The sequence below is a fragment of the Paraburkholderia kirstenboschensis genome (genome assembly GCF_032806925.1).
Classification (GTDB): Bacteria; Pseudomonadota; Gammaproteobacteria; order Burkholderiales; family Burkholderiaceae; genus Paraburkholderia; species Paraburkholderia kirstenboschensis.
The window spans coordinates 3,148,863-3,162,868 of sequence record NZ_CP136513.1 but is presented as its reverse complement, the minus strand read 5'-3'; the positions used below and the strand labels follow the sequence as shown (position 1 = coordinate 3,162,868).

12 protein-coding genes are annotated in these 14,006 nt (G+C 63.8%); 3 read left to right on the top strand and 9 right to left on the bottom strand.

Annotated elements, in window-relative coordinates; translation table 11 throughout:
* Positions 1–92: 92 nt before the first annotated feature.
* Both maiA and RW095_RS36835 read right to left on the bottom strand, forming a co-directional pair.
* Positions 93–737 (bottom strand): maleylacetoacetate isomerase, encoded by a 645-nt coding sequence (gene maiA / locus RW095_RS36840; protein WP_317020633.1) that lies wholly within the window; start codon positions 735–737, stop codon positions 93–95.
* A gap of 25 nt (positions 738–762) precedes the next feature.
* Complete coding sequence (locus tag RW095_RS36835; RefSeq protein ID WP_317020632.1) at positions 763–1,461, bottom strand: fumarylacetoacetate hydrolase family protein; 699 nt, start codon at positions 1,459–1,461, stop codon at positions 763–765.
* A 225-nt stretch (positions 1,462–1,686) separates the two neighbouring features.
* On the opposite strand from RW095_RS36835, the gene ybiB reads away from it, so the two are divergent.
* Positions 1,687–2,661 (top strand): DNA-binding protein YbiB, encoded by a 975-nt coding sequence (gene ybiB, locus RW095_RS36830; protein WP_317020631.1) that lies wholly within the window; start codon positions 1,687–1,689, stop codon positions 2,659–2,661.
* A gap of 3 nt (positions 2,662–2,664) precedes the next feature.
* On the opposite strand, the gene RW095_RS36825 is transcribed toward ybiB, so the two are convergent.
* Entirely contained in the window at positions 2,665–3,048 is a 384-nt protein-coding gene (locus RW095_RS36825) for a nuclear transport factor 2 family protein (protein WP_317020630.1), read from the bottom strand.
* 43 nt (positions 3,049–3,091) lie between these two features.
* Complete coding sequence (locus RW095_RS36820) at positions 3,092–3,655, bottom strand: acyloxyacyl hydrolase (RefSeq protein ID WP_317020629.1); 564 nt, start codon at positions 3,653–3,655, stop codon at positions 3,092–3,094.
* Positions 3,656–4,014: 359 nt separating this feature from the next.
* Here RW095_RS36820 and rpoH point away from each other — a divergent pair, with 359 nt between their 5' ends.
* Positions 4,015–4,950, top strand: coding sequence for an RNA polymerase sigma factor RpoH (gene rpoH, locus RW095_RS36815; protein ID WP_020067013.1), 936 nt, complete (start codon positions 4,015–4,017; stop codon positions 4,948–4,950).
* A 337-nt stretch (positions 4,951–5,287) separates the two neighbouring features.
* Here rpoH and nagE read toward each other — a convergent pair whose 3' ends face one another.
* From nagE to RW095_RS36790, 5 genes are all read right to left on the bottom strand, one after another.
* Positions 5,288–7,087 carry an N-acetylglucosamine-specific PTS transporter subunit IIBC gene (gene nagE, locus RW095_RS36810; protein WP_317020628.1) on the bottom strand — a complete coding sequence of 600 codons (1,800 nt, stop codon included), beginning with the start codon at positions 7,085–7,087 and terminating at the stop codon, positions 5,288–5,290.
* 73 nt (positions 7,088–7,160) lie between these two features.
* Entirely contained in the window at positions 7,161–9,752 is a 2,592-nt protein-coding gene (gene ptsP / locus RW095_RS36805) for a phosphoenolpyruvate--protein phosphotransferase (protein ID WP_317020627.1), read from the bottom strand.
* An 11-nt stretch (positions 9,753–9,763) separates the two neighbouring features.
* The gene (locus tag RW095_RS36800) at positions 9,764–10,771 is read right to left on the bottom strand and encodes an SIS domain-containing protein (RefSeq protein WP_317022795.1); all 1,008 of its coding nucleotides are present in this window, start codon (positions 10,769–10,771) and stop codon (positions 9,764–9,766) included.
* On the bottom strand, positions 10,764–11,867 hold the full coding sequence (gene nagA, locus RW095_RS36795; protein WP_317020626.1) for an N-acetylglucosamine-6-phosphate deacetylase: 1,104 nt from the start codon (positions 11,865–11,867) through the stop codon (positions 10,764–10,766). Before nagA ends, RW095_RS36800 begins: the two co-directional genes overlap by 8 nt.
* Before the next feature lie 108 nt (positions 11,868–11,975).
* Positions 11,976–12,710, bottom strand: a complete 735-nt coding sequence (locus RW095_RS36790) for a GntR family transcriptional regulator (RefSeq protein ID WP_020067018.1) — start codon at positions 12,708–12,710, stop codon at positions 11,976–11,978.
* A gap of 367 nt (positions 12,711–13,077) precedes the next feature.
* Here RW095_RS36790 and RW095_RS36785 point away from each other — a divergent pair, with 367 nt between their 5' ends.
* Entirely contained in the window at positions 13,078–14,001 is a 924-nt protein-coding gene (locus RW095_RS36785) for a bifunctional helix-turn-helix transcriptional regulator/GNAT family N-acetyltransferase (RefSeq protein WP_317020625.1), read from the top strand.
* The last annotated feature ends 5 nt before the right edge of the window (positions 14,002–14,006 follow it).

Sequence of the window (14,006 nt, the reverse complement as noted above, 5' to 3'; positions counted from 1 at the left end):
GCCGAAGCCACGCCACCACCGGCGCCTCGCCGGCAATCCAAAAAAAGGGCACTCCTCGGAGTGCCCTTTCTGCACCGACAACGCCGTGCGGCTCATTCGGCGTCTGGCTGCACGCCGGGCGCAGCGCGCGCAAACGCGTCGATTTGCATCGCGTGCTCGTAGATGCGCTGTATGGTCGGATATTTTGCCGTATCGACGTTGAAGCGCTGCGCGTTGAACACCTGTGGGATCAGGCACGCGTCGGCGAGTGTCGGCTCGTCGCCGAAACAAAGCTTGCCGGTGCGCGCGTCGCCTGCAAGGTGAGCCTCCAGCGTCGCAAAGCCGGTGTCCACCCAGTGCCGGTACCAGGCGTCTTTCGCGTCGTTCTCCACGCGCAGCGTGTGTTTCAGATACTTCAGCACCCGCAGATTGTTTAGCGGATGAATTTCGCACGCTACCTGCAACGCGACCGAGCGCACATACGCACGGTCGGCGGGCGCCTTCGGCAGAAGCGGCGGCTCGGGATGCGTTTCCTCGAGATATTCGATGATGGCGAGCGACTGCGGCATCACCTCATGGCCGTCGATCAACGTGGGCACGATGCCGTCCACGTTGACCTTGCGGTATTCCGGCTTCAACTGCTCGCCACCGTCTCGCACGAGATGCACCGGCACATACTCGTACGGCAGGTTCTTCAGGTTGAGCGCAATCCGCACCCGATACGACGCCGAGCTGCGAAAATAGCTATAGAGCTTCATGTGGTTGTCTCCTCCCAGGACTATTTCAGACGACGCGCACGCTGAATTCGCCCAGTCCGTCCACGCCGCCTTTCATCAGATCGCCTTGGACCACCGCGCCGACGCCTTCCGGCGTGCCGGTGAAAATCAGATCGCCCGGCTGCAACTCGAAGAGCGTCGACAGGTAGGCAATGGTTTCGCCCACCGACCAGATGAGCTGCGACACGTCCGAGCGTTGCTTCTCTTCACCGTTCACGGACAGCCAGATCGCGCCCTTCCCGATGTGGCCCAGGCTCGACACGGGATGAATCGGGCCAAGCGGCGCGGAGTGATCGAAACCCTTTGCGGTGTCCCACGGACGACCCAGCTTCTTCGCCTCGGCCTGCAGGTCCCGGCGCGTCATGTCGAGACCGAGCGCGTAGCCATAGACGTGATCCAGCGCGCTGTCCGCGGAGATATTTTTGCCGCCTTTGCCGATCGCCGCGACGAGCTCCATCTCGAAGTGGAGGTTTTTCGATAGCGTCGGATACGGGAATTCGCCGGTCTCGCCCGGCGCGACATACAGGACGGCATCCGCCGGCTTGCTGAAGAAAAACGGCGGCTCGCGGTCGGGATCGTGCCCCATCTCGCGGGCATGCGCCTCGTAGTTGCGGCCGACGCAATAAATGCGACGCACAGGGAACTGCTCGCTGGACCCAACAATCGGCACCCCGACCACCGGTGCCGGTGCAAATACGTAACTCATCCGGTTCTCCGTTCTTCGATATGAGCCGCAGTGCGGCGATAAAACAGCGAGTGTAACGCGTGGTAGAAGGTGGCGCGCGCCAGTCCGGCACGGGTTCGCGACAGCGGCGCGCCAGTGCCCACGCCTCGCCAGACGGCTATAGATGCGATACTCACACCAGATAACGTCCCTTGAATACCGTGGCGGCCGGCCCGATGGCGGCACGCCAGCACGTCAATTGCTCTCATGACCGACTTCACCGACACCGCCAACCCGTTCCCCTGCGCCCGCTTCATCAAGGAAATCGGCCGCGGGCCGAATGGAGCCCGCGCGCTCACCGCCGAAGATACCCGCGCGCTCTACACCGCCATGCTCGACGGCCGCGTCGGTGAACTCGAGCTGGGCGCGGTGCTGCTGGCTTATCGTGTCAAAGGCGAAACCGCCGACGAACTCGCGGCGATGCTCGCTGGCGCCCACGCGTCGTTCGAGCCGGTTCATCTGCGGCCCGGCGAGTTTCGGCCCGTGTCGATCCCCAGCTATAACGGCGCACGCAAGCAGCCGAACCTCGTGCCGCTGCTTGCGCTGCTGCTCGCGCGTGAAGGGGTGCCGGTTCTCGTGCACGGCGTTACCGACGATCCCGGCCGCGTGACAAGCGCTGAAATTTTCACGCACCTGCGGATACCGCACGCGAACTCGCATGACGACATTGAAGACGGCCTCGCAGAGCGCCGTCTCGCATTTGCGCCGATCGACGTGCTCGCGCCAAAGCTCGCGCGTCTGCTCGCGCTGCGCCGGCGCATGGGCGTGCGCAATTCGACGCATACGCTCGTCAAGATTCTCCAGCCGTTCGCGCCCGCCGGACTGCGTCTCGTGAACTACACGCATCCCCCGTATCGGGACAGCCTCACGCAGCTATTCAGCTCCCATCCCGACGCGGCGGCCGGCGGTGCCTTGCTCGCGCGGGGCACGGAGGGCGAAGCCGTGGCCGACACCCGGCGTCAGGTCCAGGTGGACTGGCTGCATGACGGGGTCTGCGAGACGCGAGTGCCGCATGAGCGCTCGTCGCCCGACGCACCCCAGGTCGAGTTGCCCGAAGCGCGCGACGCCGCGACGACAGCGGCATGGATCGGCGCCGTGCTGCGCGGCGAGGCGCTGGCGCCGAGCGCGATAGAGAGGCAAGTCGAGTTGATCGCCGACGTCGCGAGAACGCCCGCGCACTAAGGCTCACTCAATCGCGCAACGCGTCGCCTGCCATGCAATGAGGCGCCACTGGCCGTCTTCCTGCGTGTGGATCGCCGTGTAGGCAATGGGAAAAAGCAGTGCACCGCTATTCGCTTCCATCTCGATCAGCGCGCGGCCGGTCACGACGCAAGTTTCGCGGCCCACCGCCAGCACATCTTGCGACTGCACTTCGATCTGCCGGTAGCGGCGGCGCCCTGCGGTAATGCCGTCGATGAACTGTCGCTTCGTCTCGCGCTTGCCGTTCGTGTGCACGTAGCTCACGTTCTCCGCGAGCAGCGTGTCGAGCGATTGACCGTCGCCGTCGACCATCGCGCGAAAGCGTTCGCGTTCCAGCCCGCGAATCGCCTCGATTGTCTTTGCCGCCATTGCTCAGCCCCTTGCACCGGTGAGCCAGACGCGGCCACGGTCGTCAGAAGTTATATTGCAGGTATAGCTGGTGGAAATTTATACCAGGATTCGGCTCTTTGATACCGCCATTCGAAACATGCTGGAAGCGGTAGCCCGCCTGATACTGCTGATGGCCGCCGAACTGCATGCCCACGCCCGCCATATCGGCGAACTGGAACGCAGTGGACAGCGTGAAGGTCGAAGAAATTCTCGGGCTCGACAGCAAGCGCACGCCCGCGCCCAACTCGACGAAAGGCCGGATTGATCCCGATCCTTTAATGAAGCGAATGATAGGCGTCACACCGATCTCGCCGATGTTCTCATGCACATTGCCTTCGTTCGTATGCCACCAGGCCACGTGGGCCTCGCCGATCAGCGCGAAATGCCAGTCGCCGATCTGCCACCACGTTAGATTGGGGTCCCACACCAAGCCGAGGTCCAGTTTTTTGACATGGCGATCCCCGACAGCCCCGGTGACCTGGATTCCGAACTGATCGGCAGCAGCAACGCCGGAAAGGGTAAGCAGCAGAGCCGCGCATGCCGCTTTCAGAGCCTGTCCACGGAAGACGTTCTTTTTGTTGTCCATCTGATACCCGAGCTCAGCACGTTGAACATTCTGTAACAGTCCGCGTATTCTAAAGACAATCTGAAGTCGGTGGATCCTATTAAGAAACTTAAATTTCCGCAATTACATACATCAAAATTTGGAAAAATCGGTCGAAAGTGAGAATGAATGGAATTTGTTAGGTAATTCCTACGGCACCGGCGCTGGCCTTTAAAGGCGAGTATGATGGCTATTGAAACTTGAAATTCAATAGGAAATTACGGAACTTGGATGCCCCTATGAGCTCTAAGTATTAGCACTCGGAAAACGAGAGTGCTAACATCCAACGCTGGAGTCGTTACCTGAACAAGCTTTTGCCTGATTCCAAAGGAGTTTTAAACGTGAGCCATGCATTGACCCTTCCGAGTACTCTGAGCCCGTCGTCGGCTAAGGCCGCTCCGGCAGGTGCGCTGGCGCTCTCGCATTCCTCCCTGCTGCCCGGTCAACTGGGCAACATCGACGCCTACATCCAGGCCGTAAATCGGATTCCGATGCTGACGCCGGCAGAAGAACGCCAGTTCGCCACAGAATTCCGCGAGCACGACAACCTCGAGGCTGCACGCCGCCTCGTGCTGTCGCACCTGCGGCTGGTCGTCTCGATCGCGCGCAACTATCTGGGCTATGGGCTGCCGCACGCCGACCTGATCCAGGAAGGCAATATCGGCCTGATGAAGGCCGTGAAGCGCTTCGATCCCGAGCAGAACGTACGTCTCGTGTCGTATGCCATGCACTGGATCAAGGCCGAGATCCACGAATACATCCTGCGCAACTGGCGCATGGTGAAGGTCGCCACAACCAAGGCGCAGCGCAAGCTGTTCTTCAATCTGCGCAGCCATAAGCAAGGCTTGGGCGCTTTCACGCCGGACGAGATCGAAGGTCTCGCCAAGGAGCTGAACGTCAAGCGCGAAGAAGTGGCCGAGATGGAAACGCGCCTCTCCGGCGGCGACATCGCGCTGGAAGGCCAGGTTGAAGACGGCGAAGAGTCGTATGCGCCGATCGCGTATCTCGCCGACTCGCACAGCGAGCCGACCGCGGTACTGGCCTCGCGTCAACGCGACAAGCTTCAAAGCGACGGTATCGCGACGGCACTGGAGGCGCTCGACGCCCGCAGCCGCCGCATCATCGAAGCTCGCTGGCTGAAGGTCGAAGACGACGGTTCGGGCGGCTCGACGCTGCACGAACTGGCCGACGAGTTCGGCGTATCGGCTGAGCGTATTCGTCAGATCGAAGCTAGCGCAATGAAGAAGATGCGCGGTGCGCTGACCGAATACGCGTAACGCTCGCCAACGGTTACATCGGCGTGGTGCTGGCCGGTTAGCCCGAAAGAAGCGCTGAAGTCGCAAGCCCTGCCTCGCAAGACGGTGGGGCTTTTTTTATGCGATGTTCCCGCGCTGCCCGACAAGACGGGCACGCGTGCCAGATATGCTAAACGGTTCAACGTACAGCACGCTGACGAATAGCTTGAGCGGCATTGCGCCGCTAAACGCAAAGCGGCACCTCGAATCAAGGTGCCGCTTTTTTATTGCGATGGCTGCTCGGCCGCTAAGTTGCTGCTACCGCATCACGTCGTGGCATGAAGCGCCTTGAAGCGCTTTGCGCGCCACGCTTGTTCGATCAGGCAGGCAAAGGCGCTGCGCCGCCGCTGGCCGGCATGCGCGTAGCCAGTGTTTCCGCGTAACGCCGCGCCGCATCGCCGACGACGATATGGAACGTATCCGCTGCGACCCACGCCGTGTCGAGCGTCGCGAGACGCTGACGATCCACTGCCGACGGATCTCGCACGACGATACGCAGACGCGTTGTCGCGACGGCGTCGAGCGACTTTACGTTGCCGGCGCCGCCGAACACCGCCAGCCAGCGCAATGGATCGGGATCGAGCGGACCGCTTGGGGCACGCGACGCACCACCCGCGGTCACCGCCGCCGAAGCCGAAGCCGAAATCGCAGCTGGCGCAGCAGCCGAAGCAGCCGGCTTTACCGCAGCGGCATCGTTGCCGCCCCGCTCCATCGCAGTCCGAATTTCATCAGCGATGATGTCCGCTTCCGGTCCGATAATGACCTGCACGTTCGTCGCGCCGCGCTTGAGCACGCCACGCGCGCCGATCGTCTTCAGTTCGTTCTCCGACACCTTGCTCGAGTCCACGACGGACAGACGCAGACGCGTCGTGCACGCATCCACCACCGAGAGATTCGACGCGCCGCCCAGCGCCGCGATATAACGCTGCGCGCGCGGCACGGCAGCGCCGGCGGCAGGCGAAACGAAACCGCCAGCCGCGAACGAATCGACTTGCTCGTCGGCAGCGGCCGGTTCGCGGCCCGGCGTCGCCATGTTGAACTTGCGGATGAAGAAGCGGAACAGGCCGTAGTACACCACCGAATACGCAATGCCGACCGGAATGGCCAGCCAGCCCTTCGTCGAAAGGCCGTAGTTCAGCACGTAGTCGATCGCGCCCGCGGAGAACGTGAAACCGAGGTGAATTCCGAGTGCCGAACAGATCGCGAGGGCAAGACCCGTCAACAGCGCATGGATCACGTACAGCACCGGCGCGAGGAACATGAAGCTGAACTCGATCGGCTCCGTGACGCCCGTCAGAAACGACGTGAGCGCCATCGAGAACAGCAGACCGCCCACGACCGCGCGGCGCTCCTTCGGCGCTTCATGGAACATCGCCAGACACGCGGCCGGTAAGCCGAACATCATGACCGGGAAGAAGCCCGTCATGAACGTTCCGGCGGTCGGATCGCCGGCGAAGAAACGATGCAGATCGCCGGTCACGGCGACGCCGCCCGGCGGCGTGAACGTGCCGAACACGAACCACGTCAACGAATTGAGGATGTGATGCAAGCCCGTAACGAGCAGCAGCCGGTTCAGCACGCCGAACACGAAAGCGCCGAGCGCGCCCGCCGTGGTCAGCCAATGGCCGGCCGTATCGATCACGCTCTGCACCGGTTGCCACACATAGCCGAACACAATGCCGAGCGCGAGACAGACCACGCCCGTGACGATCGGCACGAAGCGTTTCCCTCCGAAGAACGCCAGGTAGTCGGGCAGCTTGATGTCCTTGTAGCGGTTGTACAGCAAACCGGCCACGATACCCGCCACGATCCCGGACAGCACGCCCATGTTGAGCTTGTCGTTGATGTCCTTCATCACCGCGACTTCGATCAGATAACCGATCGCGCCCGCGAGACCCGCGACGCCGTTGTTGTCCTTCGCAAAACCGACCGCCACGCCGATTGCGAACAGCAGCGGCAGGTTGTCGAAGATCGCGCCGCCGGCGTCGGCGATCATCTTGATGTTGAACACATCGGGCTGGCCGAGGCGCAGCAGCAGGCCGGCAACCGGCAGCACCGCAATAGGCAGCATCAGCGCGCGTCCCAGGCGCTGAATCTTCAGAAACGGGTTCCCATCCATTGATACCTCCAATCCCTTGTCTCGTTGTCGACGGACGTCGTTGAGTTATGTGGCGTTGCGTACCGTGCGGGGTTCAGTCCAACGGCCACGTTTCGCGGCTTACTGCTCTTACCGCCTGCGCCGATTCGAGCGCCAGCGCATCCTGGGCGCGTTGACGGCACAGTTGATAATCGAGATTGCGCACCCGCGCCTTGATGCCCGGCACCGAAACCGGGTCCACCGAAAGCTCGGTCACGCCGAGGCCGACGAGCAGCGGCATCGCAAGCGGATCGCCCGCCAGCGCACCGCATACGCCGACCCATTTGCCATGCCGGTTCGCGCCTTGCACGGTGGCCGCGATCAGCCGCAGCACAGCCGGATGCAGACCGTCGGCCTGCGCAGCGAGATCGGCCTGACAGCGGTCCATGGCAAGCGTGTATTGCGTCAGGTCATTGGTGCCGATCGACAGGAAGTCCGCGTGTTGCGACAGTTGGTCGGCCAGCAGCGCCGCCGACGGCACCTCGATCATCACGCCGACTTCGATCGGCTCGGTGCGGCCCAGCTCGCGAGCGAATTCGTCGATTCGTTTGCGAATCTGGATCAGCTCGCCGACATCGGTCACCATCGGCAGCAAAATGCGCACGGCGCCGAACGGCTTGACGGCGAGCAGGCCGCGCAGCTGATCGTCGAGCAGATCGGGGCGCACCTGCGCGAGGCGAATGCCGCGCAAGCCGAGCGCGGGGTTCGGCTCCGGCGGCAGCGTGAGGTAATCGACTTCCTTGTCCGCGCCGACGTCAAGCGTGCGGATGATCGCCGTGCGCCCGCTCAATGCGTCGACAATGCCTTGGTAGCTTTGCCGATGCTCGTCCGTGGTCGGCGCGGCTGCGCGGTGAATGAATAGCAGTTCGGTACGCAGCAGGCCCACGGAGTCGGCGCCGTTTTCGACGGCGGTTTTCGCGTCGTCGAGCGTCGCGATGTTCGCGGCGACTTCGATCGCGCGGCCATCCGCCGTGACCGCAGCTTGCTGCGACGTACGGCGGTTCGCTTCGCGCACGCCCGCGAGGCGGCTGCGCTCGAGACGCGCGCGTTCTACATCGAACTCCGTCGGTGCAAATTCCAGGCGGCCGGTGGTCGCGTTCACCACGACCTGCGTGCCTTCGGGAATCGCATAGAGCGCATCGCCGACGGCCACCAGCGCGGGAATGCCCGCCTGCCGCGCGAGAATCGCCGCATGCGACGTCGCACCGCCGCGCGCCATCACGAGAGCCGTGACGCGCGAGCGATCCAGTGCGGACAAATCGGACGGCGTGAACTCTTCCGCGGCGAGCACGGCTTCGTCCGGGAGCGTGCGCGCCGCGGCATTCGTATAGCCGAGCGCACGCAGCACGCGCTTCTCGATGTCGCGCAGATCGGCGGCACGCTCGGCGAGCAATGCGTCTTCAATATTGGTAAGGATGGCTATCTGTGCGCGGATCGCTTCGCGCCACGCAAAGCCTGCGCTCTTGCCGAGACTGATCAGATCGCGCGCGGCGTCGAGCAGCGTGGGGTCTTCGAGCAAAACACGATGCACCGCGAAAATACCCGCCTCGCCGACCGCGCCGCGTTGCGACGCGTCGCGCACCGTCGTGCCGAGGTCGGCGTCGACGGTCGCAATCGCCTTGTCGAGCAGACGGCTTTCCGCAGCCGACGTGCCGCTTGCCTGTTCGGGCGGATCGATGTCCGCGTCGTCCCAGCGCACGAGCTTGCCGATAGCCACACCCGGCGCCGCACAGACACCGGCGAGCGTGTTCGGCGCGAGAGCCTCGCCTGCGGCCGGTGCCACCGTTTGCGGTGCGGGCGAACTTTGCCGCGCCGGCTTCTCTTCGACTTCGCCGTGCGCCTCGCGGGTCAGTTCCTGAACAATCGCGTCGACAGCGGCTCGGGCTTGCGGACCCACACCGAGTAACTCCACAGTCGCACCTTGACCTGCGCCGAGTCCCAGCAGTCCAACCACGCTTTCAATTGCCGCCTTGCGACCTTCGTAACGCACTTCGACACGTGCATCGAAACCGCGTGCCGCTTCACGAGCACGCGCAGCCGGCCGCGCATGCAGGCCGCCCGCGTGAACCAGTGTGACTTGCGCGCGCGCTTCTTCGGTCACGCTCGTTGCGCTCAACTGACGCGACGCGTCGGCCGCTGCACCGTCGCGAGGACGCAGCAACAACAGCGGCGTTTCACCCGCCTTTAGCATGCCGCCCTGCACGCGCTCGACGATTTCGAACGCGTCCGAGTTGGCAATAGCGATGACAGAAACAAGGCTCGGCGCATGCAAGGCGATTTGATCCTGATCGAACTCGATCAGCACGTCGCCGGCATGCACGTGTGCGCCCTGCTCGACCATCGGCGCAAAGCCTTTGCCATTCAGCTCGACAGTGTCGATACCGATATGCAGCAGAATCTCGGCGCCTTCCGCTGTCGCCAGCGTCACGGCGTGGCCGGTGCGCGCAAGATGGGTGACGGTTCCCTCGCATGGCGCGACGAGTCGGCCCTCGAGCGGATCGACGCCGATCCCGTCGCCGAACATGCCGCCCGAAAATACCGGGTCGGGCACGTTCGCGAGCAGAACGACCGGACCGGTCATCGGCGCGAGCAAAACAATATGGCCTTCAGAATGGCTCATTAAACGGGACTCCTCGACACGTCGCATCTGATTTCTCGTCAGTGAGTTTCGGTGACTTTGTTGAGATGGCGCGGCGCATCGGGATTGCGCCCGCGCGCGGCGGCAAGGCCCGCGGCCATCACGTAAAAGGACAGGATGGCGGCGATCGGATCGAGCGCCGCGTGAGCGGTGGTAGCGAGCGGCAGCGTCGCTTCCGGTACATCGGACGGAGCGGCGAGCAACACGCGAGCGCCCCGCGCCTGCATGTCGCGCGCGAGTTGCAGGAGACCCGCCTGCTCCGGTCCGCGCGGAGCGAACACCAGCAACGGGTAGTCGCGGTCGATCAGTTCCATCGGACCGTGCCGCACTTCCGCGCTAGAAAACGCTTCTGCCTGAATGCCGGAGGTTTCCTTCAGCTTCAACGCGGCTTCCTGCGCGATGGCAAGGCCGAGACCGCGTCCGATCACGATCATGCGTTCGATGCCGCGCAGTTCGTCGACGGCCTTCGACCAGTCGAGCTTGCCGGCGGTCTGCAACGCGTCGGGCAGCGTATTCAATGCAGCCAGCAGTTCCGCATCGCGCTGCCAATGCGCGACCAGTTGCGCGGAAGTCGAGAGCATCGCGATGTAGCTCTTGGTGGCCGCAACGCTCAGTTCAGGACCGGCAACGAGCGGCAGATGCCACTCGCACGCGTCGGCGAGCGGCGAAGCCAGTGCATTCACTGCGGCAACGGTCAACGCGCCCGCCTCTCGCAGCGCCTGCATCGTGCCGACCAGGTCAGGACTCTTGCCCGATTGCGAGAACGCCAGTGCAAGCTGATCGCGAACTTGTAGCGGCGCCTGTTGCAGCGTCGCGACCGACATGGGCAGCGACGCGACGGGCACGCCGAGGCGGCTCATCGTCAGGCTTGCGAAGTAACTCGCCGCATGATCGGAACTGCCGCGCGCGACCGTCAACGCGACATGGCGCGGTTGCTGTGCGAGCCGGGCGGCCAGGGCCTCGACGCGCGAGGTGTCCGTGAGTTGCGCGGCGACCGTTTCTGCGGACGCTAGCGCCTCTTTAAGCATATTCGACAATTGCTTCTCCTTCGACGTATGTCGCGCTCAACGCCAGTTCACGATCGAACACGACGACGTCGGCCCATGCACCGCGCGCGATGCGGCCGCGGTCTTCGATGCCGAGGTAGTCGGCGGCGTAGCGCGACAAACGGTTTGATACATCGGCGATCGGCAGGCCGATCGACACCAGATTGCGCAGCGCCTGATCCATGGTCAGGGTGCTGCCGGCGAGCGTTCCGTCGGCGAGACGCACGCCGCCCAGACACTTCGTCACGTGTTGGCTGCCGAGACGGTATTCGCCGTCGGGCATGCCGGTCGCCGACGTGCTGTCTGTGACCACGTACAGACGCGGAATCGCGCGCAGTGCGGCGCGGATCGCGCCCGGATGCACGTGCAGCAAGTCGGGAATGATTTCCGCGAATTCGGCATGCGCGAGCGCCGCGCCGACGAGGCCAGGATTGCGGTGATGCAGCGGCGACATCGCATTGAAAAGATGAGTGAAGCCGCACGCGCCGTGCTTGAGCGCGGCAACGGCGTCGTCGTAAGTGCCGAGCGAATGGCCGAGCTGCACGCGCACGCCGCGCGCCGCCATCTCGGAGATGATGTCCATGTGGCCGGCAATTTCAGGCGCCAGCGTGACGACGCGAATGGGCGCGATGGACAGATACTTGAGCACTTCGTCCATCACAGCGGAGACGGCTGCGTCGGGCTGCGCGCCGAGCTTGCCGGGGTTGATGTACGGCCCCTCCAGATGCACGCCGAGCACTCGCGAGCAGCCTGGCGTGCGCACCCGCGCGACGTCGCCGAGACCGGCGACCACGCTCATCAGTTCGTCGCGCGGTGCGGTCATGGTTGTGGCCAGCAGACTCGTCGTGCCGTAGCGCGCATGTGTGCGCGTGATGGTTTCGATCGCGTCGCCGGCTTCCATTACGTCCGCGCCGCCGCCGCCATGCACGTGCAGGTCGATGAAGCCTGGAAGGATGTACGGTGCGTCGTTCGTCGCGGGATCGACGCGCGCGCCGGTGAGCGTCGTGATGCGGCCGTTTTCGTATTCGAGCGTGCCGTGAATCCACCCGTCGGTGGTGAGTATGTTTCCGGTCAGCATGAGTCTCTCTTGCAAGGCGTGATGCAGGGCGTGGCTGAATTGCGCTGAGGGTGCGACGTGCGGGCGCGGCGTGCGGGTGCGAACCACGCGCCCACTCGGATGCGGCGCTCAGGTCCGCAATTCAGCGACGAAGTCGTAGTAGTCGTCGCGGCAATAGGTGTCCGTCAATTCGATTGCGCGCTGGTCGGCGCTATAACCGATACGGGTAATGACCAGCAGCGCCGAGCGGGGTTCGATATCCATGAGTGAAGCGATCTCGCTCGAAGCGTTGACCGCGCGAAAGTGCTGCAACGCGCGCACAACCGCCGCACCGCGTTGCTCCAGATAGCTATAGAGCGAGACGCCGATTGCTTGCGGATCGGGAACGATCGCGACAGGAAGCGCCGAATGCTCGACCGCCATCACGATGCCGTCCGCGCGGCGCAGCCGGCGCAGGCTCGCCACCGCTGCGCCGGGCGACAAACCGAGCCGCACCAGTTCCTCCCGATTGGCGGCGCGGATATCGCGCTCGAGCCACACCGAGTCCGGTCGGAAGCCGCGCTGCTGCATCTTCTTGGTGAAGCCGGTGAGCCGCGACAGCGGATCTTCGACGCGTGGCGTGATGAAGCTGCCCGCGCCGCGCGCGCGCCGGATCAGCCCTTGCTCGACCAGCAGTTCGATTGCCTTGCGCGCGGTAATGCGCGACACGCCGATTGCGTCCGACAGCGTACGCTCCGAAGGCAGCGCCTCACCTGCCGACCACACCCCGCAATGGATCGCGGTCGCCAGATTGCGCGCGAGCTGCAAATAGAGCGGCGTGACGTTGCGAGCGTCAGGCATGAGTGCGGACCAGCGAGTTTCCATGGCGCTCCGGCGGCAGTGGCGAAAGGTTCGACCTGCAAAAAAGAGAGCCCATTATATAACCAACATAATACCAGTCAACGAACTGGTTCTATGCCGGTATGACCGGGCGCAAAGCGTTGCGGAACAAGCCTCTCAGGCCAACGACCGCGGTTTTTGTGCCGGTTTGGAGGTCCCAGGATTTACCCGTATTCGAGACAAGTTAAGCGTGCCGCAGACCCAATTGCGAACCAGTTCGTGACGTCTGGAAGTGTGCACGTTCGTACCTTTTAGATTCGCAAGCGGTTCATCTGAGCGCGCGCGGTTTTGTTAATGAGGGCGCGTTCCAATATAGTGGTATGCGAATCCATAAAAAAACGGAGATCAGCATTTGACCGATTCCGAGACGCTGCGACGGGCCCAGGCAGTCCGCCATTTCAATCGCTTCTACACGCGGCTTATCGGCGCTCTGCACGAGCGCCTGGCTCGCAGCACGTTCTCGTTGACGGAGGTGCGCGTGCTGCACGAACTGTCGCGCGGAAGTGCGCAGACGGCGTCGGTGCTCGGCCGCGCGCTTGGACTCGACAGCGGTTATCTGAGCCGCTTACTCACCAGTTTCGAGCGTCGCAATCTGATCACGCGACGGCCGTCCGAGACGGACGCGCGCCAGTCGCTGATCGAACTGACGTCCAACGGCCACGCGGCCTATGCGCCGCTCGACTCGGCGGCTGTTCAGGAAGTGCTGGACCTGCTGGGCGGGCTCGGCGCGGCCTCACAGGAGCAGTTGATTGCCGCGATGAACATTATCGAAAGGCTGCTCGGCGACAAGCCACGCCAGGACGCCATTGAACTGCGCGCGCCGCGCCCGGGCGAATGCGGCTGGCTCGTGCATCGACAAGCGCAGTGGTTCGCGGCGCAATATGGCTGGGACGGATCGTTCGAAGGGCTGCTTGCGCGCGTGGTCGCCGACTACACGCAACGCAACGATAGCGTTCGCGAAACGTGTGTCGTCGCCGATCAGAACGGCACGGTGGTGGGCGCGGTGTGCATCGTCGCAGTGTCGACGACGGTGGCCGGCGTGCGCCTCTTATGGGTCGAACCGGACTTGCGTCTTGGCATTGGCACCCGCCTGATGACCGAAGCAACGCGGTTCGCGCGGCGCGCGGGTTACACGAGACTGACGTTGACCACGGCCAGCGCGCTGGAAGAGCCGCGGCGCCTGTGCAGGCGCGCCGGGTTTGAGCTCGTCAGCACGGCGCCGGAGCGCCGTTTCGGCAAGGACCTGATGATCGAGCGATGGGAGTTGGGACTGTAAGCCGC